Genomic DNA, 22649 nt, shown 5'->3' with positions numbered 1-22649 from the left:
ATTAGATTTGGAGGGAAAATTATGAAAAACCTTAAAAGGTTTATGATCGTATTGACAGGTTTGTTCCTTATGGCAGGCTGCGGAATGGCTAATGGAGGAAATGATGCCAGCGATAACAATCTTCAGCCTGAGAATGTCGGCTACAACAATGGAAATAACGCAAATGATATGAATGGAAGAAACAACGGCAATAATGGCAATAACAGTATGTTTGGCGATAACATGAATAACGGTGAAGGAAGAATGGAGTCGTCTGAAAAGGCAGCTGAAAAAGTGAACGAGCTTAAAGAAGTCAAACAGGCAAATGTCATCATGACGGAGAACAATGCTTTCGTTGCCGTCATGCTTGAAGATAATTCTGAAGGTGAAGTAACGAAAGACATCGAGAAGAAGGTTGCTAAAGCTGTAAAAGATTCAGAGCAGAACATTGAAAACGTGTACGTATCTTCAAATCCTGATTTTGTTGAAAGAATGAGGGGCTATGGAGATGATCTTCAAAACGGAGAGCCAGTTGAAGGGTTGTTTGAGGAATTCGGTGAAATGACTAGAAGGATTTTTCCTAACGCACGATAAATTGAAAAGCGCAGGCGCCTTGCCCAGCCCCGACAGGCAAATGTTCCAAAGAGAAAAAAAGGCGGGCTTTCCTTTTATTCTCTTTGGGTTATTTGACCCCGAGGGGCTAGGCGCCGAAGCTAGACACGGATAACATAGTTAAAGTTATCCAGTTTCCTAATTATCATGGAAACCCCGCTTGAGAATTTTGGTTCTCTTGCGGGGTTTGTTTTCGAGTAAAAAATAACAATTACACATTAAAAGGAGTGTCTAATCGCATTGATTTTGACACTCCTTTTTGGTTGCTTTAGCGGTATTCTCGCTGGTAAATCTGTTCAATTAGTTAAACGAAATGCACCCTAAATAGCAAATGACAGAACTTTTTGTTCTTCAAAATTTGTGGGACAATTTCCTATACACTTTCAATCCTAATATTAATATGAAGGAGAGTTGTTAATTATAGTTAAATATAAAAAATCTAGCAATGATTCGATTGGAACGCAAGGTGCGTGACCTCCTGCGGGACTAGCGTGACAGGTGAGACCCCACAGGCGAAGCCGAGGAGGCTCACCGCACGCCCCGCGGAGTCACGCATCTGGAGTGGAAATCACTCTACCATTTCTTTGGCTAATTAGAAGTTTGTACTTCAAAACAGAACCCGTTATTCTCTTGCGGGGTTTTTTTAAAAAATCACCCTTATGGATCCCTGGTTTTAAATGTATCTCCGCCTTCAATGGTTCCATTTTCAAAACCTTTATAGAACCAGCTCTTTCGCTGCTCTGAGGTTCCATGTGTGAAGCTTTCCGGCACTGAATAGCCCCTTGACCTTTCCTGGATGGTGTCATCTCCTACTGCACTCGCTGCTGTCAGGGCTTCATCAAGGTCTCCCTCTTCCAGCAGATCCATTCCTTGTGCGTGATGTGCCCACACTCCTGCGTAGTAATCCGCCTGAAGTTCAAATCGGACGAGGTATTTATTGAATTCCGTCTCGCTTAATTGATTGCGGAGCGGCATAATTTCATCGCTGGTTCCAAGTAATGTCTGCACATGATGGCCGACTTCATGGGCAATTACATATGCCATTGCAAAATCACCCGGAGCCTTGAATTTTTGCTGAAGTTCTTTATAAAAACTCAGATCGATATAAAGCTTCTGATCTCCTGGACAATAAAATGGTCCAACCGCTGAACTTGATGTCCTGCATGCGGATTGAACACTATCGGTATACAGAACCAGTGTCGGTTCCTCATACGTCATCCCCTGCTCTTCAAAAACCTCTGACCATACTTCCTCTGTATCCGCCAGCACCACTGATACAAAGTCAGCCAGTTCCTCTTCCTGTTGGGTCGCCTGATAGGGCTCCCCGCTCTGCGTGCTGCTCCCATCGAAGCCGTTCAAAAGCGCACCTGGATCCCCGCCAAGAAAAGTGAACAGAAGAACCAGGATGATTCCACCGATCCCTCCTCCGGCCGCAATGGTTTTTCCTCCCATTCCGCGTCGGTCTTCTACATTAGAGCTCCCTCGTCTTCCTTTCCATTTCATCGTGTATCCTCCCGTCTATGTTGTTGTATTACTTATACCCCGGTGATGATGAAATATTTAGGCTCTTATCGTAAACTTTGCTGCTTTTTAAGATACCCCCACAATTCACCGGAAATATCCTGGTAAGCAATTGAGAAAAACTTTAGTATTCGTGGACATCCGAACAATTCAGGTGAAAACAGCCAATATTTCTTGAGTTCCTGAAAAAGGGATTTATCTTACTTTGATAGTATACTAACGGTAGAGATTTTGTTTGGGAGGGGTTACTGCACCTCTGAACACAAATGACCAATCCATTTTTGATAAAAGAAAGGAAGAATCTTGTGATAGATCCCCGCTTGGAAAATTTAAAGAACGATTGGCTTATAGAAGCAGCAATTGAAGACATCCAGCTCAAACTGGACAATAAGGAAGTCAGCTCTCATGACTTGGTGTTGATGTATTTGGATAGAATCGCCGAGATTGACCAGTCAGGCCCGGCCATCAATTCTTTGATTGAAGTTAATCCGGATGCCCTGCAGATTGCTGCTTCCCTTGACTATGAAAGAAGAACGAAAGGAAGCCGAGGTCCGCTTCACGGTATTCCTATAGTAATTAAAGATAATATCGATACCGGAGATAACATGCATACGAGTGCCGGTTCATTAGCTCTTGCAGATTCCTATGCGAAGGAAGATGCCTTCCTTGTCAAGAAACTGCGTGAAGCAGGTGCAGTCATTCTCGGAAAAACCAATTTAACGGAATGGGCTAATTTTATGGGAGAAAAGATGCCGACCGGCTACAGTTCAAGAGGCGGCCAGGTATTGAATCCATATAGAGCTGATTTCATGGTTGGCGGATCTAGTGCAGGGTCAGCAGCTGCGATTGCCGCCAATCTCGCTGTTGTATCTGTGGGGACAGAAACATCCGGATCGATTTTAAGTCCGGCCAGCCAGAACTCGCTTGTTGGCATCAAGCCGACTGTCGGGCTGATCAGCCGGACGGGGGTCATTCCTATTTCTCATACACAGGATACTGCCGGTCCAATGGCACGCACGGTTACAGACGCTGCTGTTTTGCTGCAGGCACTTCAGGGTGTGGATGAAAAAGATGCCATTACAGCTTCCAATGAATTGCTTGAAACCAATTATACGGATCACCTTTTAGCGGAAGGAGTTAAAGGCAAACGGATAGGTGTTGCGCGCAGTACTTATTTTGACTATTTGGATGAGGATAAGCTGGAGATCATGAATAGTGCTGTTGACAAGCTTGCCGAGCTGGGAGCGGAAGTTATAGATTCTGTAGAGATTCCTTCCACAGAAGCTGATTGGGATATCAATGTCCTGCTATATGAATTCAAGTCCGGCATTAATGCTTACTTGAAAGCGATCGATCCGGCTGTTGGTATTCGCAATCTGGGAGATATCATCAAATTCAACAAGGAGACGGGCGAACCAGCTTTAAAATACGGCCAAAAGGTGCTGGAAGAATCAGAAGAAACAAAAGGCCTGCTCCATCCCGTTTATCTGAAGAGACTGGAAAAAGATCAATATCTATCCAAAAAGAACGGTATTGACGCTGTCATGAAAGAACATAGGCTGGATGCCATCGTTTTCCCGAATAATTATGGAGCGATGATTCCCGCCAAGGCCGGATATCCGTCCATCACAGTTCCCGCCGGCTTCAGCCCCAAAGGCGAACCCGTCGGAATAACATTTACCGGAGGTGCTTACAGTGAACCCGTCCTGCTTGAAATCGCTTATGGGTATGAGCAGGGTACGAAGCACCGCAAGCTGCCTGTGTTTGGGTGACAGTCACGCCCCGGAATGTGTCGATAAATCTTTAAGCACCTGCTGGTTGTATGGAGCAGGTGCTTCTTTGCTTTAAAGTGTGAAAAGGGACTGTCCCTCTTCGTGCTTTAAAGCACGAAAGTCCAACTAAACAAGAAAACGCTCCATTCATCCGAATGGAGCGTTTCTTAGGTTTTAATGCTGGTGAGCATGAAGTTTGGCAAATATTCCATTGTGCTGAGACAGGAGTTCGGCATGTGAACCGTCTTCTGCGATGCCATTTTCGGTAATGACCATGATGCGGTCGGCCTTTTTAATAGTAGCCAGACGGTGGGCGATGATCAGTGTCGTTCTGTCTTTTGATAGATCGTTCAACGCTTCCTGGATGATGGCTTCTGTTTCGGTATCCAGTGCCGAAGTTGCTTCATCGAGAATGAGAATCGAAGGATCTTTCAGGAACATCCGGGCAATCGCCAGCCTTTGTTTCTGACCGCCGGAAAGCTTCAGTCCCCTTTCACCAATCTGGGTGTCGTAGCCATCCGGCAGCGAGGCTACCAGTTCAGTAAGATGGGCTTTACGGACAGCTTCTTCGATGTCTTTCTGCGAAGCCCCAAGTCTGCCGTACGCAATATTTTCTCTCAGGGTGCCTGTGAATAAGAAGACGTCCTGCTGCACGATTCCTATATTGGCCCGAAGAGACTCTTTCGTCATATCGCGGATATCGATGCCATCGACCGTAATTGCGCCTCCCTCGACATCATAAAAACGGGGGATCAATGAGCATATCGTCGTTTTCCCTGCACCGGAAGGACCGACGAATGCTACGGTTGTACCCGATTGAATGGAGAAGGACATGTCATTCAAGATGGTACGATTATTCTCATAACCAAAGCTGACATTCTTAAAGCGGATATCACCTTTTAGAACAGGGACCTCCACTGCATCCGGTCTGTTTTCAATGTCAGGCTCCGCATCCATCAACTCCGCAAACCTCTTGAAGCCCGCCATCCCCTTCGGATACAACTCCAAAAGAGCACTGATTTTATCAATTGGTTTAAAAAGAGCATTCAGATAAAGGATAAAAGCGACAAGTTCCCCATAGGACAGCTCATTTGTAAAGCTGAGCCATGCCCCGTACACCAAGATAACAAGCGTCATGACTCTCGTCGTGATATAAATACCGGACAGATTCCAGCTCATCACTTTGTACGCCTGCAGCTTCGTCTTACGGAAGAACAGGTTGTTTGTATTGAAGCGCTCTTTTTCATATTCTTCATTTGTAAAAGATTGAACCACACGGGCTCCCGAAACACTGTCCTCGACGCGTGCATTTACATCGGCAATATTTCCGTACATCTTCGTCCAGGCCGCATTCATTTTTATGTTGGAATAAGAAATCAGCCAGACAAGGAATGGAACAATGATGATTGCCACCAGCGCCAGTTTCACATTGATGGTGAGCATGATCCAGAACGCCCCGATGAACGTCATGATGGCAATGAAGAAATCCTCTGGCCCATGGTGGGCAAGCTCCCCAATATCCATCAGATCATTGGTGATCCGGCTCATGATGTGGCCCGTTTTCGTATTATCAAAAAAGCGGAACGACTGCCTCTGAACATGATTAAACAGTTCGCGGCGCATGTCGGTTTCAATATTGATTCCAAGCTTATGTCCCCAGTAGTTGACGACAAACTGCATACCGGAACTCATCACGTAAAGGGTCAAAAGCCCGGCACTTACCGCCGTGATGGTGGCCCAGTTCCCTTCCGGCAGCAGCTCATCAATAAAATAGGAGACGGCCAGCGGAAAGCCCAGCTCGAGAAGTCCGACCAGCATCGCACAGAAAAAGTCTATGTAAAACAGCTTTTTATGAGGACGATAATAGCTGAAGAAACGCTTAATCACAGATGAACACCTCATTTTTATATTTTCATAAGTTCATACATTTTGATTATACTTAATTTCGGGTGTCTAAGGAATTGTTTTTTCGTGAAAGGCTATTGGAACAAGCATATGGTAAAACAAGGGAGTGATTAGTTAAAGGGCTATTAAAGGACACATAAAAAAATCCTGGGTAAGTTCCCAAGATTTTTTGTGCGGCAGTTATATTTCCGCTTCGTTTAGACACACACCAGGACTTCCCGCTGAAAATTCCCTTTGGTGACGATACAGCGGTCCGTTATTTCAAAACCTGCAGCAGCAAGGACTTCGTCTACTTTTTCAATCGTAACGACCACTAACCGTTTGGTAAACCTGCGGGCACTTTGGAACATTTCCAGCTGCCCTTGTTCAGTGATGACAGAACAAAGATTATAAGGAAGGTCGATGATGGCTGCATCATAATTTCCCTCCACATCCCTTATATCCCGTCTCTCAACTGATCCTTCTAACCCGAAATACTCCATATTCTCTCTTACACCCGGAATCACGAGGTGGTTGATATCACTGCCAGAAATATCGATGCCCATTGACAGTCCTTCGATCAGTACGGTTCCGATGCCGCAGCAGGGATCTATGACTTTTTTTCCAGCAGGATCAGGAACAGCGATGTTGACGACTGCCCTGGCGACCCGGGTGCCGAGCGCAGTGGAATAACTGTTGGGCTTCCACTGATGCTGCAGCCAAACGGCTTCATTCTTCACGTACTCACCGAATATCCATTTTCCGTTGACTTTCATGACACCGAAGACAAGCTGAGGATCGATTAAATCAGCTTCTCCCTTAAGTTCCAGTCCAATTCTGCGTTCAATGTCACGACGTGCTTTAAATCTGGTTTTCTTATCAATAATAGAATCAGGCTCCTGGATAAAAACCACCTTAAAAGAGTCTTGAATTTCAGGCAATTCTTTAAGACTGTCAATCAATTGTTCAAGATTGCTGCCTTCACAAAGCACACTTATTCTTTCTCGTATAAACGGACTCCTGCTGGGATCAATTTTCAATGAACTTTCCACTGGACCGGATCCGGAATCTGCCTCTTGACCAAAGAATGCACCTTTCTCCAATAAACACAGGTGCTCTTCGTTCTTTTCCCAGGCATAATTGTATAGATATTTCATGAATTCCTCCTTATATTCACCGCTGCAGGCAAATGCTTTAAGATATATATCGAATGTTTTCTGCAAGCCATTTTCTATCAACCAATTTTGCCATTCTATCGACTACCCGGCATTTTCCGACCATCTTGCTCGGTGCAGCAGCCACTTCCCAGACCTAAGCCATTTGATTAACTTTGTGTGGATGAGTCAGATTGATTAATAAACATAAAAAAGGGACCCTCAAGAGAGTCCCTTTGCACAATTATGCTTTGTTAACGTTTGTAGCTTGAAGACCGCGTTGGCCTTGCTCTGTTTCGAAAGTTACTTTTTGACCTTCGTCAAGAGTTTTGAAACCGTCGCCTTGGATAGCTGAGAAATGTACGAATACATCTTCTCCGCCTTCGATTTCGATGAAGCCGAATCCTTTTTCTGCGTTAAACCATTTTACTGTACCTTGTTGCATGTGTATTTCCTCCTGTGTGGATATTGATCCACGATTTATTACTATTGTTGCTCAATTCATCAAGAGCGAGAAGTTCGAAACTTTTCTAACTTAACCTGACCGAACAAGAATAATTAACCTTATCATACCTTATATTTTTTAAAAAAGCAAATGCTATTTTTTCCCACAGGTAAAAAGAAGCAGAAGCGGCCCTTTCAGCCCTGACAGGCAAATGTTCCAAAGAGAAAAAAGGCGGTCTTCCCTTTTATTCTCCAGGGGTTATTTGATCCCGAGGGGCTGGATTAAGAAACGCCATCCAATTTCCAAATCAAAAATATGTTCAGCACTTTAAAGTGTTGAAAGGGACTGTCCCTCTTAGCGCTTTAACGCATTGAAGCGGTCTCCCCCTTCTGATTCTTCATGTCTAACCGGAGTTCTTGGGTCATATGAATAATTGTTAAAGTTTTTATAAGGGAGCGATGACATCATGAATGAACAGCAGATTGCGTTTGTGAGCAGTTATGATCCTTATGTTTATGAGACTTTGTCCGGGATTATCGGCAGTATGGTTTCCGTACAGACTACCCGGGGGACTGTTTCCGGGAAGCTTTCGAATGTGGTGCCGGATCATATTGTAGTCGAGTCAGGCGGATCACCTTTCTTTATCCGCACTCAGCAAATCGTTTGGGTCATTCCAAGAGGATAAAGGAGGAAGGTATATGTTCAAGCGCGAGAATAAGTTGTTGATCGACCTGCCCGTCCCTGAACATGGAGATCCCAATGCAGCTGCCGCCGTCCAGGAGCTTTTGGGTGGAAAATTCGGGGAAATGTCAACGCTGAATAATTATATGTACCAGTCCTTCAATTTCAGAAGAAAAGACAAACTGAAGCCATTCTATGACCTTGTTGCCAGCATTACGGCCGAGGAGTTCGGACATGTGGAGCTCGTATCGAATGCCATCAATCTGCTATCAAGGGGTAACACTTTTTACACTGGGGACCCCGATGTCACACCTTTGCGTGAAGGAAAGGACAGCCGGAATACCCTTCAATTCATTGCGTCCGCCCAAACTGCTTTAGCGGGTGATTCAATGGGGCGTCCCTGGACAGGCGACAATGTTTTCACCAGCGGCAATCTGGTGCTTGACCTTCTTCACAACTTCTTTTTGGAGGTCGGTGCACGAACACATAAAATGAGGGTTTACGAGATGACCGAAAATGAAACAGCCCGGGAGATGATCGGATACTTGCTGGTGCGTGGCGGCACTCATGTCCTTGCATATGCGAAAGCCTTGGAAATTGTCACGGGTGTGGATGTGAAAAAGATGGTCCCGATCCCCAACCTTTCCAACCGTAAGTTTGACCACGCCAGGAAATTTGAAGATCAGGGCATTGGAAATATTCTTTACACGTGGAATGATGTCGGGGACTATGCCGATATCCGCCAGATCTGGAAAGGCACCAATCCGGAAAGCGGACAGAGGCTTGAGGTCAAAGAAGGATCACCTAAAGGAGCACCGATTCCCAACCTTGAGGACCTGCCTGAAGAGTTTGCGCCTGGCATTGACCGTGATGATTATGAAAGAATCGCTAAACGATTGATGGAAAACTTGTGAAGCATTGCTGCAGCAAAGACGAAAAGGCACCCCGCCAAAAAAAGCGGGGTGCTTTCATGCTTTAAAGCATGAAGAGGGACTGTCCCTTTTACTACTTTAAAGCGGAAGTGCATAAAAAAGGACTGTTCCTTTTCGCCCGGTGGTGCGTTATTCTTCCGAAAGGAACTTCTGCCGGGTTTTGATGTAGTTTTCAAGTTCGGCGGCTGGCAGTGGTTTGCTGTAGTAGTAGCCCTGCCCGATATGACATGCATTTTTCAGGAGAAAATCCACCTGTGCTTCCTCTTCCACCCCTTCGGCAATTATGGTGAAATTCATGTTTTGTCCCAGATCGATAATTGTTTTTACAATCGATCCATTTTTAGAATGCTTGGAGTGATCGGTGATATCGTCCACAAAGGACTTATCAATTTTGATATGATCAATGGGAAGGAACCGTAAATTATTTAAGGAAGAGTAGCCGGTTCCAAAGTCATCGATACTGATGGACACCCCTATCTCTTTCAATTTGTGCAGGATTTCGGACGATCGTTTAAAGTCCTGCATGATGCTTTCTGTAATTTCCAGCTCTAGTAGACGGGGATCGAGTTCTGTTTCTTTTAAAACACCTTGTACAAAATCCACGAAATCATCATCAAGGATCTGTCTTACTGAAATGTTGACCGCTACCTGAATCGAGCCGGCTTTCCCTTTTTCCCACTCTTTACTTTGCCTGCAGGCTTCCTGGAGAACCCACTTTCCTATCGGCACAATCAGACCCGTCTCTTCTGTGAGCGGGATGAATTCTCCCGGCGGAACCATTCCCAGGGTGGGATGATCCCAGCGGATCAAGGCTTCCACTCCCAGAATTTTGCCCGTTTCAAGATTCACTTTTGGCTGATAGTAGAGCATAAACTGGTTGAGTTCGAGTGACTTTCTTAACTCTTGTTCAAGTTCCATTTTCCTGGTCGTATTCCTATTTAAACTCTCGTTGTAAAACTGAAAATTGTTTTTTCCTCGCTCTTTCGCCAAATACATTGCCGTATCCGCATGCTTGATCAATGTTTCCTGGTCAGTGCCATCAACGGGATACATGCTAATGCCGATGCTTGGCGTCACAAAGAACTCCTGTCCGGTAACCTTAATCGGCTTCACAAAGCTATCTAAAATGTTCTGAGAAAGGCAGGAGACCTTTTCCTTCCTGCTGTTCTCCAAAAGAATGATAAATTCATCTCCGCCCTGCCTGAATACCTCACCCTCTTGTCCGATGACGGCTTTCAAGCGTTTTGCCACTTCGACAAGCAATAGGTCGCCGGTGGAATGACCCTTTGTATCATTGATTACTTTAAAGCGGTCAAGGTCGAGAAACAACACTGCAAAAGATTGTGAAACCTCCTTTTCAATGAAGGTGCTCAGGTTCTGCTTAAACATGTTGCGGTTCGGAAGGCCGGTTAATGTATCGTAATAAGCCATCTCCCGGATGGTTTCTTCTGATTTCTTTCGCTGGGTGATATCCCTCCCCACCAATTGGACCGCAGACTTTCCTCCATATAAAATGGGCATCATGGACACTTCTACATCGATAACGGCACCATCCATACGTGCTGCTTTTATTTCGAATATCAAATTTTCCGATTTAGCAGAACCATTGTACTGATTTGCAGATTCCCTTATCAATAGAATATCCTGCTCACTCGCTATTTCTGAGACGTCCTTATTGATTAGTTGAGAAGGGTCTTCCGTGCCAAGCACCCTGCTTCCCGCAGCATTCATATAGATGAATTTCCCGTTGCGGATGACAGAAATAATATCGGGCGACATCTCAACCAGACTCCGGTACTGATCCTCACTCTCTTTTCGGTCAGTGATATCAAACAGCACACTGGAAAAATAAATGAGATCTCCTTTCTCATCCAAGGTCGGAATTCCCCTGTCTTGAATCCAGCGCACATTTCCATCCGGCTTGATGATCCGGTAGGTGCTTGTACAAGAGCGGCCAGACTGAATCATTTTCCTTCGGTCTTCCTGAGTGTACATGTCGTCAGGATGGATGACCTTTTTCCACAAAAGAGTGTCGTTATAAAATTCTTCCTGCTTTCTTCCATATAATTTTTCAATTCCCGGAGTAATCAGCAGTTTGTCGGATTTCATATCGTGCGACCAGATGGCAACATCCAGTGATTCAAAGATATGGTTCAGCTTCTGGTTGCTCTCTCCCACTTCTTTCGTCGCCTTAAAAATTCCTTTGAGCATGTAATAGACCAACCCTAAGGTCATAATGGTCAAGGCCACCTGCATGATTAAATTAGGGAAACTTTCGACTGGAAAATATAATCCTAAAATCAACTGCAGTATTTGGATAAAAATAACAATCAGCACAATATTTTTAAATGAAGTGTTCGTTTGATAACCCACTATGTTGGACTCCCATATGTAAAGTTTTGTGATTAAAATCAATCCTTATCTATAATATCGTCTTAAATTGAAAAATAATAAGGTGAAATCAAGACATCCCACTTCCTGCTCCGCTTTTTTCTTCAATTGATGGTCGGCATCTTGTATTTTTTGATAGAACAAACGGCAATCTAAACATAAGCCTTAAGTTGTTTTGTTTTACAAGCTTAAGATATCTATGCCATAGTAGGAATTTCTGTTTACTAAAGGACTACATTTAAAGGAGTTAAATTATGACATCTAAGAAACACACATCAGCAATTGATTGGCCTGTGTTTGCCATCAGTGGAGGGTTACTGATTGCATTCGTTATTGCAGGATTTATCAGCATTGATTCATTGACTGCCTTTGTGAACAACGGTTTTCAATGGTCAGCAAACTACTTCGGGGCATTCTGGCAAGTCCTCATGCTGTTACACTTCCTTGTGGCATTATATATAGCTTTTTCCAAGTACGGAAGTGTTCAATTGGGATCTCTTGAAAAACCGGAAATGAGTACATTCAAATGGTTGTCGATCATTATGGCAACATTGCTTGCCGGCGGAGGCGTGTTCTGGGCCGCTGCCGAACCGATGTATCACTTTATGACGGTTCCTCCTTTACAAGGGGGGATCGAAGCTCAGACTGAAGCAGCCGTCATGCCGGCTCTGGCTCAAAGCTATATGCATTGGGGGTTCCTTGCGTGGGCTATCCTAGGTACTTTAAGTGCGGTCGTTATGATGTATGGTTATTATCATAAAGGAATGCCGATGAAACCCCGTACAATTTTATATCCCATCTTTGGGGAAAAATTAAGGACAAGCTTTCTCGGTACCATCATTGATGCTTTCTCAATCATCGCGGTGGCTGCAGGTACAATCGGGCCTATCGGATTTCTCGGGTTGCAGGCAAGCTATGGGTTGTCCGCTTTGTTCGGCATCCCGGATCAATTTTCCACACAGCTGGCGATTATTATCAGCTTAGTGGTGGTATCCACGATTTCCGCAGCCACAGGACTTCACAAAGGAATTCAAATGCTGAGTAACTTTAATGTCCGCCTGGCAATCGGTTTGATCGTGTTCGTTCTTATTTTCGGCCCAGGATGGTTCATACTGGATTCATTCATCTCGTCTTTTGGATTTTATGTGAGCAATTTCATTGAAATCAGCACCTACAGGGGAGACAAAGGATGGCTTGGCGGCTGGACTGTGTTCTTCTGGGGCTGGTTCATCGGATACGGACCTATGATGGCGATTCTGGTCAGCCGGATTTCCCGAGGAAGGACGATCCGCCAGATCATCGTGGCAATTGCGGTTATCGCTCCCATTGTCACAACGTTTTGGTTTACCGTTGTCGGCGGATCCGGAATTTTCTATGAGATGCAAAATCCAGGGTCTGTCTCATCAGAATTAGCAAGCGGCGGAATGCCGGCAGCCATGATTGCCATTACAGAGCAATTGCCATTGGCTGCGATCATTTCCCCCTTATTTCTGCTATTGACCATCGTCTTCGTCGTGACCACAGGCGATTCGATGTCTTACACCATTGCAATGGCTGTTTCTGGTGAAGGAGATCCCAAGGTTTCCCTGCGTGTATTCTGGGCGATTCTGATGGGGGCAATTGCTGCCATCCTGCTGTATATCGGCAATGGCGGTATCGATGCCCTTCAAAGCTTTATCGTAGTTACGGCTGTTCCAGTCTCGATACTTCTGCTGCCGATGCTCTGGCTTGCGCCTAAGGTTTCAAAGGAGCTCTATGCAGAACAGGTGAAAAGTACAGATTGAGGCTATGGCCTCTTCAATTGAAAATGCCTTTCCCGGGTTTTGGGAAAGGCATTTTTTTAGAGGAGTCTGTGACTCTTGCTCAGGTTGATGGTCTTTAGCCATTTGCTTGATGGAATGGTTGTTTTACAGACTTGTTTGGGGCTGTTTTTACTCTATCATGTATGGTTTTGTAGTTTTGATGCTGATTAAACGCTGGTTTTACGGTATCATAATTACTTTGTATTGAAGCTGATGCTGTTTAAGTGCTGGTTTTACTGCATCATATTTGCTTGTTTTGAAGTTGATGTTGTTTAAACGCAGGTTTTACTGCATCACAGCTGCTTTTTGGTGATGTTGATGCTGTTTAAACGCTAGTTTTACCGCATCATAATTACTTTGTATTGATGTTGATGTTGTTTAACACCTGGTTTTACTGCATCACAACTGCTTTTGGTGATGTTGATGCTGTTTAAACGCAGGTTTTACTGCATCATGGCTGCTTTTTGTTGAAGTTGATGCTGTTTAAGCGCTGTTTTTACCGCATCATAATTACTTTGTATTGATGTTGATGTTGTTTAACACCTGATTTTACTGTATCACGGTTGCTTGTTGTTGAAGTTAATGTTTAAAACTTGGTTTTACTGCATCACGGCTGCTACTTTAGAAGTTGATGCCGTTTAAACGCTGTTTTTACCGCATCATAATTACTTTGTATTGATGTTGATGTTGTTTAAACGCAGGTTTTACTGCATCATGGCTGCTATTTGTAGAAGTTGATGCCGTATAACTATACTGCAGTCTATCGAATACCGCACCGCTAATGAGGAATCCATCAATGCTTACCCCTCATCTGCGAGACTTCCTCACACATCTTCGAGTACATCTTCTCCACTCCCTCTTCTGATGCTTCAAACTCATAGGCACTTTCGGCAAGGATCCCGATGTTCTCTGCTTCCTGGACAACATCGATGTTGGCTCCCATGAAGATGAACTCCCAATTGTATATCTCCCGCTGATGACGAATCATTTCGTTTATTTTTTCATAGCTGAATTCAACGCTTGCATTTTCATGGCCGTCCGTTGTGATGGCAAAGATCACTTTGCCGGGCCTTTCGCCTTCTGGTGTTTGAAAGAGGCGGTGACCGACTTCGGCAATCGTTTTACCAATCGCATCAAGCATGGCCGTACAGCCCTTGACGTAATACTCCTTCTCCGTCAGTTTCACGGTTTCCGCCGGTTTCCCCTGCCAAAGCACTTCATAATCATCGTCAAAGAGAACCGTCGTAATGACAGTCTTTCCATCCAGCTGCTCCTGTCTTTTCACAAATCCGTTGAAACCGCCTATCGTATCATTTTCAAGTCCTGCCATCGAACCGCTTCGATCCAGCAAAAATACCACTTCAGTTAAATTTTTGTTCATTTCATCCATCTCCTTCAACTTCTTGATGATATAATCATAACTAATCAAACCCATATTTTGGTCGCCTGCAAAGCGACATTTTAGGAGGCTGATTTCATGCTTGATCTCCATTTTTTAAAAGAGCTGAAGGAATACGTCCATTTTTATCAAGAGGTGACGCCTCAGATTGATGTCTGTGAATCTGACAGCAACTTGGATTATAAGCTTGAGGCCCCCATTGAAAATAGTGAATTAGAGGAATTTATCAGCACCAATGAGCAGCCTTCATTCAGAGAGGAACTGCTTGCCTTAATTGATGAAAGTAGATTTACTGATCCAGACATTTATCGAAGAGCCGGCATAGACCGGAAGCACTTTTCAAAAATCAGGTCGAAGCCGGGCTACCGTGTCGGCAGGAATACCGCGATTGCGCTGGCCTTGGCGTTGGAATTGGGGATAGAGGAAGCCGAGGACTTATTAGCCGCAGCAGGATATTCTCTTTCATTCAGCGACACCTATGATTTGGTTATCCGGTTCTGCCTGGAGAAGGAGATCCATGACCTCGACTATGTGAACCAGGCCCTTGATTCCCTCAGCCTAAAACCGCTGACAGGGTGAGCTTTTTTACGTTAAAGCACTAAGAGGGACTGTCCCGTTTCGTACTGTAAAGCACTAAAGTGAATCTACGTAAAAAAGCCTTTCCCGGCTTCTCGCGGGAAAGGCATTTTTTCAGATGACAACCTGTTCATTTTGCTCGAGCTTCTGCAATTCCTGCGCCAGGAAAACGGCGAGCTCCAGCATTCCATATTTATCTGCTTTTGCTTCAGCATCAGAATTGTAGTTTGTATTGGTATTGATGTCATACGTATAGACATTGCCTTCTTTATCAAAGATAAATTCAATTCCAGCGATCTGAATATCGTTGGCGGCGAGAACCTTCTCGTATTTTTCAAGTACAGGGTGATAGAACCCGTCTATGATTTGGAATTTCGGCTTTTCTTCCGGCTGCTCTTCTCCCGCAGGGCAGAATAGATCTCCGATAGAGCACGCATCCGCAGGGCAAAGCTCAAACCCTTCCGACGTATCGACCCTGACGGCGTAGAGAAACTTGCCTCCGATAAATTCACAGCGCGTAATGAAGCTTTCCGGCGCAGAAATGTACTCCTGGATCAAGGTGATTCCATCTACCGGCTCCTCAAAATCCGGGCTCTCCACATAGTTCTTAAGAGACTGGAGGTTTTGGAACAACTGCACGCCCAAACCTTTTCCGGCACGATTATGTTTGGTGATGAACGGTCTGCCTTCAAAAGATTCAGCCGCTCTCAGGATCTGCTCTTTCCCTACTGCCGCAATGGTCTTAGGCGTCTCTACTCCTTGCTTGCTCAATTCCAGATACTGTTTTACCTTGCTGACTTCGAGTTGGAGTGCACGGCTGCCATTGAATACCTTCCTGCCATGTGCTTCAAGCCACGCCAGTACCTGCGCAGTATATTCCGGGGCATAACGGTTTCCCCGTGTATGGGAAGAGGCACTCATTCTGCTGTAAAAAATGCCTTCAGGGGGCTCTTGCGAAAGATCGAGAGTCCCTTCGCCCAGATGCCACTCTTCATATGGAAGGCCCAGTTCTTCCAATCGTTTTGTCAGATGAACTGTCCACTCTGTGTTTTCATGGATTACATATATTTTACTCAACGGAAAGCACTCCCTCTGCTGTTTTTCGTTTTTCTTCCACCAATGGCATGACCTGTTTGGCAAAACGCTCCATCTCTTCAAGCTGCGGTGAGAATTGAAGAAGAAGCAAATCCAGCCCTGCATCCTCATATTTCAGGATCCTGTCGGCGATTTGTTCCGGCGTGCCGATCAGATTCGGGCGGAGACCCCTGTTGGAAACGGAGTAGTCCTGCAGTTGAATCTGCTGTTCAAGCTGGGACTTGCTTGTGAAATCCTTAAAGCCGGAGTAAGCGTCGGATTCTTTTACATCGGTGATTCTATCGAGCTCTTCCTGCGCTTCTTCTTCGGTATCACGGCAAATGACATAGGCCGCCATTCCAAAGGAACTCAGCTCAGGATTGTCCGTCTGTTCTCTCCTCGATTTCATATCCGCTACTTTCGCCTGGATTTCTTCAACCGTTCCCCCATGCATTACATAAGCATCGCATTTATCCACAATAGTAGATTTTCCTTTTTCACTTTCACCGCCGGCATAGAGAATTGGATTCGGTCTCTGGACAGGCTTCGGAAACAGCTTGGTTTCCTCCAGTTGATAAAAGTCGCCTTGATACGAGAAGGAATCTTCTGTCCAAAGGCCTTTTAACACATCTATGAATTCTCTGGTGCGGTCATACCGTTCGTCATGTTCCGTGAACACACCGCCGTATTGGCGCGCTTCTTCCGCCCACCATGCGGACACGACGTTCAAGGTGAAGCGGCCTTTGCTCAAATTGTCGATGTTTGCCGCCATCTTCGCCGCAACCGCAGGATTATGAAAACCGGGGCGGATTGCTGTCATAATTTCCAGTTTGTCAGTCGCTGCAGCCAATGCCGCAGCCGTCGTCCATGCCTCCAGAGAATCGTGTTTCTGTCCTTTTATATCATTTAAATAAAGCTCCGCAATCAACGTCGTGGAGTAACCCCACTCTTCCGCTGACTTAGCAACTTTCTCGGCATATTCATAAGTGGCCGGCATGTTTTCATCCTCAACATTCCTCAGCCATCCTCCAAAAATCGGTAACCAAAAACCAAATTTCATGATTTTCTCTCCTCCACTCACTAAACTCGACTATTCCCACCAATCAGGTCGGTTTTAAAGATGATAATATTGCAAATTGAAGGAATTGTCAATCAGTTAAAGCGGATTTGGGTAAAAGTCCTTCGACAAAAACCGGGTGGTGACTGTCACTTAGAAGGAAAAACCCATTGTTTGGGAGAATTAATAAAGAAGTAAAGTATATAAAATAATAGTTAAAGAGTGCTGAATGGAGGATGAAGAGTGTTTGTAAGAAAAAGAAAGGAACGCAGAATAAGAAAAAAATCAGAAGGGACCTACACATTCTGGGATGCGGTTGGGGACGTACTTATCTGGATTCCTGAATTGATCGTCCTGCCTTTCCGCATCCTGTGGTACCTGATCAGGGGGATTGGAAGCATTTTTGACTGGACATGAAAGAAAGCCATACAAAAGGCGTGCAGCTATGGTATGAGCAGCACGCCTTTCTCAGTATAAATCCTTTATTACTTTAAAGCATTAAGAGGGACTGTCCCTTTTAGCGCTTTAAAGCAAAAAAGATCTCCCTTATTTTTTATGCTTCTTTAATAGTTTCTATATGCTACGAGGATTTCCTCTTGAAGAAGAAGAAAACCAAAAACGCAATCCCCAGCACAGCGATGACAGCATAAGCAATGTTCGAGTAGATATCCATATAATGAACAATCTGTTCCCAGGAAGCCCCTACTTTGGCACCAAGGTTCACCAGCACAATATTCCAGATGAAGGTTCCGGCCGTAGTAAAAATCAGGAACGGAACAAACTTCATATTCGACATCCCTGCAGGAATCGATATCAGGCTGCGGATCAGCGGCACAAAACGGCAGAAAAAAACAGACCAGTATCCATACTTATCAAACCACGCATCCGCCCTGTGGATATCCTTTTTCGTCAGCCGGAGGATATGCCCCCATTTATCCACAATTTTCTCCATCCGTTCGACATCAAGCTGCAGCCCAAGCCCGTATAAAACAACCGCTCCGATGACAGAGCCGAGCGTGGAGGCAATGACGACACCCGTTATGGTTAAATCTGATGTAGTCGTGACAAATCCCCCAAAAGTTAGAATGATCTCAGAAGGCACCGGCGGAAATATATTTTCCAAAGCGATTAAAAGGAATATCCCGCCGTACCCAAAGTTGTTGATAATCTCCATCAGCCAGTTTTCCATGTGAATCTCCTTTATATCAAATGATCATATTTTTCAAAACTTGCAAATATATTTGGAGTTCTCTTCAATTTTTCTCTCTTTCCTCTCCCTTACAGCCAGAGTTTAAAACCCCTCACCTACTCGTCTATTGTTACCCAGGTCCCTGAAAAGAGCAATATATTTTTAGCAGTAAGTTAGTGGAACTTTAGTGCTTTAAACCACTAAGAGGGACTGTCCCTTTCACTACTGTAACGCATTGAAGCACTAAGAGGAACGGTCCCTCTTAGCGCTTCAGTGTGTTTCAGTATATGGGTCTCCCCGCTCCAGATCTCGTGCCGCATCACCAGATCTCGAGGTCGGCTGCTTGGGTGATCATACGGTACATTTCCTTTGTGGGTTCCATTGGCTCGACGCCCAGCTCGGCATTCAGCACTTTTTTACATTTGCCGTACCACTTGATTGCCTGCGGTCTATTGTTTTTTTGATAGTAACAGAACATCAGCAGCCGGTATGCTTCTTCCCATGTATCTTCCTCCATCAGGATTCTTTCACACCAATGGATGCACGTTTCGAAGTCCGACAGCCGGACCGACACCTGTGCGAGCATTTCAGCGGCCCGCAGGAAGAGGACCTGAAGGCGTTCTCTTTCCGTCAGGCACCAGTCAGCAAAACGGTGGTCCGGCAAATAGTCTCCCTCATACAGCTTCAGGCCCCTCTCCAGCAGCTCCTTTGCCTGAAAAGGATCTTTCTCGGTCAACCCCTCGGTCACCCACTCCTCAAACAAAACGGTATCCAATTGAAATACAGCATCAGGATTGATTCCATAGAAAGCTCCGTTCCTTCTGATAAAATAGGATTCTTCCCTCGCTTTACGGTGCGGCTCGATGGTCTTCAAAAGGGAATTCAATGAAACTTTGAAACTGCGGCTGGCCGCGTCCTCGTCCTGCTCCGGCCAGATTTCCCGGAAGATCTCCTCACGACCAACCAACTTATTTTTATTTGTTATAAAAAACTCAAATAATTCCTTGGCCTTTCCCCTCTGCCAGTCACTCTCCGAAACAACCCGATTGCCTAAATGGATCCTGAATTTCCCCAGGGCAGACACCTTCAATGTATATCCTGGATGATTGTCCATGCTGCCCATTCCAAGTTCAGAGATCGATGGACTGTGAATATTATGTTTTTGGGCTTTTACCAGCAGAGGGACAAAATTTTGGATATCAGCAGGGCCGAATGTTGTCCTTCTTTTCAGGAAATACTGATAGTCCCCTGCCTGCATTTCGGTCAGGAACTGTTTCATCTCTTGGGTGAATACTTCTTCTTTTCCTGTTTCATAGGCAGCATACGCCTTCCAAAAGGAAGTAAGCATCATCCCGTAACGATCTCCGCATTCTTCAAACTGGCTTCTGACTTCAACCAGCACCTGATAAGCAGATTCATATTTTTCACAGTAAATCCCCGCTATCCCCATACAAAGCTGAATTAGTGTGGATAACCAAACATCCTTCACTCTCTCTGTCTCATATAAGCCTTTTTGACCTGCTTCTATCGCTTTTTCATACTGCCCCTGTGTTCCCAGAAGGATGCACAGCCCCATATAAGGTTCAGCCTTTCCCCTTGGCACATCAATCGTATCCATAATATCAAGGGCTGTGTTATAGCACTTCTCGGCCAGATACGATTCATAGCGCTCGATCAGCTGGACGGCATGCCCCATCCTCATCCAGCCGCATGCTTCTACAAACGGTGACTGGATATCCATCCCGAGCTTCATCCCTTGCTCTGCGTACTTTTTGCTTTCTTCCGCGCGGCCCCTGAAAGCCTCAATAATCGATAACAGAATTTCCGTTTCCCTATGAGACTGTGACAAGTGAACGATGCCGGTATCTTTCGTGCTGTTCTTTTTTTTAAAAAGAAGGTCTCTCGCCTTATTAAGCCTTCCGGTGCGCAAGTAAATCCGCGCCTTCAAATTTCCTTCTTCCAATGGCAGGTTCAACGCTTCAGCCCGTTCATACCATTTCTCGGCTTTCACGGCTTGTCCCGAATTGAGCAGGTTTTCTGAAAGGAGATGGTACAGCTCTGCCATTTCTTCCTTGCTTCCATCGGAACGCTCCCTTAAACTAATAGCCCTCTGCAGGACCCGTTCTGCCTTATCCGGCTGGATCGTATCAAGGTAGATCCGGGCAACCCCCTCCAGTGAGATACTCATTAAATAATGATCTCTGATAGTTTCTCCAATTTCTATCGCCCTTTTGTAGCAGGATTCCGCCCACTCGTAGGAAGAACGCAGCCGGCTGATCTCCCCCTGATAGAACCATAGAATCGGAAAATCATTTTTCAGCACTTCAGGAATCGGTTTCAGATAGTCCAATAGCGTTTGCAGCTTCCCTTTCTGCAGCAGATCCTTCCCGCTTTGGCTGATGACATGAGCAGCCCGCTCATATTCAGCCACCTCCAGGTAATGATAGACCGCATTCTCGATATTTTCTTTCTCGAAGTAACGGGCAGCCCTCCGGTTGAGCCTTGCATGCTCCTCCGCATTCTTCATTTTCAGCTGATTTTGCAGAAACTCCTTGAATAGCGCATGGTACCGGTACTTCCTTCCGTCTATCTCTTGAATGAAAACATTCTGCTGAGACAGCTTCATTAAAACAGAATCCGAGTCTACCGTGTCCAGCAAGGCATCGCAGACCAACGGAGAAAGTTCATCAAGTATGCTTGTTTTCAATAAAAACTCCTGATGCCCAAAGGGTTGTTTCGATAATACTTCCAAGGCTAAAAAATCAAACAAGTCCTGCAGGGTTTCCGAACGATTTTCCAGAAAGCTCCCTGAAAAATTTCCATTCCGAAAACTTCCGGCCAGCATATGCACGGCTATGGCCCAGCCTTCCGTCAGATGGTGAATCCGTTCCAAATCCTGGCTTTCAATCGTAATTTCATAGCTGTCTTCCAGAAGATGTTCAATTTCTCCAGAACTGAGCATGAGGTCTTCCTGGGTAATTTCAAGCAATTCACCCTTTACCTTAAGGGATGTCAGCAGTCCCCATGAAGGCTTGCTGCGGCTGGAGATGACCACATGCAGATTGGAAGGGATGTACTCCAGGAAATGCTTCATCCATTTCTCGATGACCATGGATTTTTGAACATGATGGTAATCATCCAATATGATCACGACCGGGGTTTGCAAACCAATCGTTTCATTCACGACCATCGAAATCAGCGACCACAATTGTTCATCACTAATATGGTTGTGCAGCTTTTGAAGTTCAGTCAGAATTGCAGCACCGAAACCTGGATACTTGGCTTTTACAGCATGGACGAATTTTGTTAAAAAAGGGATGATGTCATCATCGTTGGGGGAAATGGAGTACCAGCAGGAATTAACCTTGATATCATGGGCGAAAAGGGTAAGAGCGGTACTTTTTCCATAGCCTGCCCTTGCATGCAGAATGGTCAGGGGATAGTGAGGAATGGAGGCGAGTTTCTTATGTAAGTTGGCACGCCTCATAAAACTTTCTTTCACAGGCGGCGGCATCAGCTGGCTTTGGATCACCGGTATGACTCCCATCTCTTTTCCTCCTTTCTCTATTGTGATTTCATTTAAGAAGTGCATGCGCTGTTTAGCTCCGACAGGCAAATGTTCCCTGGAGAAAAAAAGCGGGCTTTACTTTTATTTGCTTTGGGTTATTTGATCCCGAGGGGGTAAGTCCGTTCCAGTGGGTACGGACCCTCGGGCGCTGGAGCTGGATTCAGAACGCTCCCTAATTTTCAAACTGAAATTTTATACTTTCTTATCTTTTAAGAACACCATTCCAGAATGGCCTCTATAAAAATATATGCAGTGACTTTCATGGCTTGTACCGAAATATTACCTTCTTATGTAAATTCGCTAAAAGACACTAAAATCCTTTTTGGACGTCTATACCAGAATTGGCCTTTTTGACTGGATTTGCGGACCAACATCCGGTGGTTTTCTTGATCTCAACGGCCCGTAAACTCGATTTGCGGGCCAACATCTGGTGCTTTCCTTAATCTCAACAGCCCGCAAATTGGATTTACGGGCCAACATCCGGTCCTTTTCTTGATCTCAACGGCCCGTAAACTCGATTTGCGGGCCAACACCCGGTCCTTTTCTTAATCTCAACGGCCCGTAAACTCGATTTGCAGGCCAACTTCCGGTGGTTTTCTTGATCTCAACGGCC

The 22649-nt window shown here is 45.1% G+C and carries 17 protein-coding genes; 7 read left to right on the top strand and 10 right to left on the bottom strand.

The annotated features are described in order from the left end of the window. Positions 1-21: 21 nt before the first annotated feature. Positions 22-573: a YhcN/YlaJ family sporulation lipoprotein gene (locus tag FZC79_RS14320; RefSeq protein WP_148947446.1), complete on the top strand. Its 552-nt coding sequence runs from the start codon at positions 22-24 to the stop codon at positions 571-573. A 675-nt stretch (positions 574-1248) separates the two neighbouring features. Here the strand turns inward: FZC79_RS14320 and ypfJ are convergent. Beyond that, on the bottom strand, positions 1249-2094 hold the full coding sequence (ypfJ, locus tag FZC79_RS14315; protein ID WP_148947445.1) for a KPN_02809 family neutral zinc metallopeptidase: 846 nt from the start codon (positions 2092-2094) through the stop codon (positions 1249-1251). Positions 2095-2378: 284 nt separating this feature from the next. Here ypfJ and FZC79_RS14310 point away from each other — a divergent pair, with 284 nt between their 5' ends. After that, the gene (locus FZC79_RS14310; RefSeq protein WP_435873948.1) at positions 2379-3884 is read left to right on the top strand and encodes an amidase; all 1506 of its coding nucleotides are present in this window, start codon (positions 2379-2381) and stop codon (positions 3882-3884) included. Between the two features lie 174 nt (positions 3885-4058). Here FZC79_RS14310 and FZC79_RS14305 read toward each other — a convergent pair whose 3' ends face one another. From FZC79_RS14305 to FZC79_RS14295, 3 genes are all read right to left on the bottom strand, one after another. Next, complete coding sequence (locus tag FZC79_RS14305; RefSeq protein ID WP_187442792.1) at positions 4059-5771, bottom strand: ABC transporter ATP-binding protein; 1713 nt, start codon at positions 5769-5771, stop codon at positions 4059-4061. A 215-nt stretch (positions 5772-5986) separates the two neighbouring features. Continuing rightward, positions 5987-6925 carry a TRM11 family SAM-dependent methyltransferase gene (locus FZC79_RS14300; RefSeq protein WP_148947443.1) on the bottom strand — a complete coding sequence of 313 codons (939 nt, stop codon included), beginning with the start codon at positions 6923-6925 and terminating at the stop codon, positions 5987-5989. 241 nt (positions 6926-7166) lie between these two features. Then, positions 7167-7367 (bottom strand): cold-shock protein, encoded by a 201-nt coding sequence (locus FZC79_RS14295; protein ID WP_113926925.1) that lies wholly within the window; start codon positions 7365-7367, stop codon positions 7167-7169. Between the two features lie 466 nt (positions 7368-7833). Here FZC79_RS14295 and FZC79_RS14285 point away from each other — a divergent pair, with 466 nt between their 5' ends. Further along, on the top strand, positions 7834-8052 hold the full coding sequence (locus tag FZC79_RS14285) for a YuzF family protein (RefSeq protein ID WP_148947442.1): 219 nt from the start codon (positions 7834-7836) through the stop codon (positions 8050-8052). A 13-nt stretch (positions 8053-8065) separates the two neighbouring features. Beyond that, entirely contained in the window at positions 8066-8962 is an 897-nt protein-coding gene (locus FZC79_RS14280) for a manganese catalase family protein (protein ID WP_148947441.1), read from the top strand. Positions 8963-9109: 147 nt separating this feature from the next. Here FZC79_RS14280 and FZC79_RS14275 read toward each other — a convergent pair whose 3' ends face one another. Further along, positions 9110-11353 (bottom strand): bifunctional diguanylate cyclase/phosphodiesterase, encoded by a 2244-nt coding sequence (locus FZC79_RS14275; protein WP_252183336.1) that lies wholly within the window; start codon positions 11351-11353, stop codon positions 9110-9112. Positions 11354-11625: 272 nt separating this feature from the next. Here FZC79_RS14275 and FZC79_RS14270 point away from each other — a divergent pair, with 272 nt between their 5' ends. Next, positions 11626-13155, top strand: a complete 1530-nt coding sequence (locus FZC79_RS14270) for a BCCT family transporter (protein WP_148947440.1) — start codon at positions 11626-11628, stop codon at positions 13153-13155. An 811-nt stretch (positions 13156-13966) separates the two neighbouring features. On the opposite strand, the gene FZC79_RS14265 is transcribed toward FZC79_RS14270, so the two are convergent. Beyond that, entirely contained in the window at positions 13967-14608 is a 642-nt protein-coding gene (locus FZC79_RS14265) for a vWA domain-containing protein (RefSeq protein ID WP_252183335.1), read from the bottom strand. Positions 14609-14650: 42 nt separating this feature from the next. Here FZC79_RS14265 and FZC79_RS14260 point away from each other — a divergent pair, with 42 nt between their 5' ends. Beyond that, complete coding sequence (locus tag FZC79_RS14260; RefSeq protein ID WP_148947439.1) at positions 14651-15151, top strand: hypothetical protein; 501 nt, start codon at positions 14651-14653, stop codon at positions 15149-15151. Positions 15152-15262: 111 nt separating this feature from the next. Here the strand turns inward: FZC79_RS14260 and FZC79_RS14255 are convergent, their stop codons facing one another. Then, positions 15263-16225 (bottom strand): ATP-grasp domain-containing protein, encoded by a 963-nt coding sequence (locus tag FZC79_RS14255; RefSeq protein ID WP_148947438.1) that lies wholly within the window; start codon positions 16223-16225, stop codon positions 15263-15265. After that, positions 16218-17282, bottom strand: a complete 1065-nt coding sequence (locus FZC79_RS14250; protein WP_148947437.1) for an LLM class flavin-dependent oxidoreductase — start codon at positions 17280-17282, stop codon at positions 16218-16220. The genes FZC79_RS14255 and FZC79_RS14250 overlap by 8 nt, the downstream gene beginning before the upstream one ends. A gap of 240 nt (positions 17283-17522) precedes the next feature. Between FZC79_RS14250 and FZC79_RS23210 the strand changes: the two genes are divergently transcribed. Continuing rightward, positions 17523-17696 (top strand): hypothetical protein, encoded by a 174-nt coding sequence (locus FZC79_RS23210; RefSeq protein ID WP_187442791.1) that lies wholly within the window; start codon positions 17523-17525, stop codon positions 17694-17696. A gap of 163 nt (positions 17697-17859) precedes the next feature. Here the strand turns inward: FZC79_RS23210 and FZC79_RS14245 are convergent, their stop codons facing one another. Beyond that, positions 17860-18468, bottom strand: a complete 609-nt coding sequence (locus FZC79_RS14245) for a DedA family protein (protein ID WP_148947436.1) — start codon at positions 18466-18468, stop codon at positions 17860-17862. A gap of 319 nt (positions 18469-18787) precedes the next feature. Further along, entirely contained in the window at positions 18788-22015 is a 3228-nt protein-coding gene (locus tag FZC79_RS14240; RefSeq protein WP_187442790.1) for a BTAD domain-containing putative transcriptional regulator, read from the bottom strand. Between the last annotated feature and the right edge of the window lie 634 nt (positions 22016-22649).

This window comes from Rossellomorea vietnamensis, from assembly GCF_008180615.1.
Taxonomy (GTDB): Bacteria; Bacillota; Bacilli; order Bacillales; family Bacillaceae_B; genus Rossellomorea; species Rossellomorea vietnamensis_D.
The sequence above is the reverse complement of the archived record's forward strand: the minus strand, read 5'-3'. Positions and strand labels throughout refer to the sequence as shown.

What these genes read in the sequence shown, in the direction of transcription:
- FZC79_RS14320 (WP_148947446.1), top strand. Translation starts at nt 22, where the DNA reads ATGAAAAACCTTAAAAGGTTTATGATCGTATTGACAGGTTTGTTCCTT.
- FZC79_RS14265 (WP_252183335.1), bottom strand. Translation starts at nt 14,608, where the DNA reads ATGGGTTTGATTAGTTATGATTATATCATCAAGAAGTTGAAGGAGATG.
- FZC79_RS14285 (WP_148947442.1), top strand. Translation starts at nt 7,834, where the DNA reads ATGAATGAACAGCAGATTGCGTTTGTGAGCAGTTATGATCCTTATGTT.
- FZC79_RS14245 (WP_148947436.1), bottom strand. Translation starts at nt 18,468, where the DNA reads ATGGAAAACTGGCTGATGGAGATTATCAACAACTTTGGGTACGGCGGG.
- FZC79_RS14295 (WP_113926925.1), bottom strand. Translation starts at nt 7,367, where the DNA reads ATGCAACAAGGTACAGTAAAATGGTTTAACGCAGAAAAAGGATTCGGC.
- FZC79_RS14300 (WP_148947443.1), bottom strand. Translation starts at nt 6,925, where the DNA reads ATGAAATATCTATACAATTATGCCTGGGAAAAGAACGAAGAGCACCTG.
- FZC79_RS14310 (WP_435873948.1), top strand. Translation starts at nt 2,379, where the DNA reads ATGACCAATCCATTTTTGATAAAAGAAAGGAAGAATCTTGTGATAGAT.
- ypfJ (WP_148947445.1), bottom strand. Translation starts at nt 2,094, where the DNA reads ATGAAATGGAAAGGAAGACGAGGGAGCTCTAATGTAGAAGACCGACGC.
- FZC79_RS14280 (WP_148947441.1), top strand. Translation starts at nt 8,066, where the DNA reads ATGTTCAAGCGCGAGAATAAGTTGTTGATCGACCTGCCCGTCCCTGAA.
- FZC79_RS14250 (WP_148947437.1), bottom strand. Translation starts at nt 17,282, where the DNA reads ATGAAATTTGGTTTTTGGTTACCGATTTTTGGAGGATGGCTGAGGAAT.
- FZC79_RS14240 (WP_187442790.1), bottom strand. Translation starts at nt 22,015, where the DNA reads ATGGGAGTCATACCGGTGATCCAAAGCCAGCTGATGCCGCCGCCTGTG.
- FZC79_RS14270 (WP_148947440.1), top strand. Translation starts at nt 11,626, where the DNA reads ATGACATCTAAGAAACACACATCAGCAATTGATTGGCCTGTGTTTGCC.
- FZC79_RS14260 (WP_148947439.1), top strand. Translation starts at nt 14,651, where the DNA reads ATGCTTGATCTCCATTTTTTAAAAGAGCTGAAGGAATACGTCCATTTT.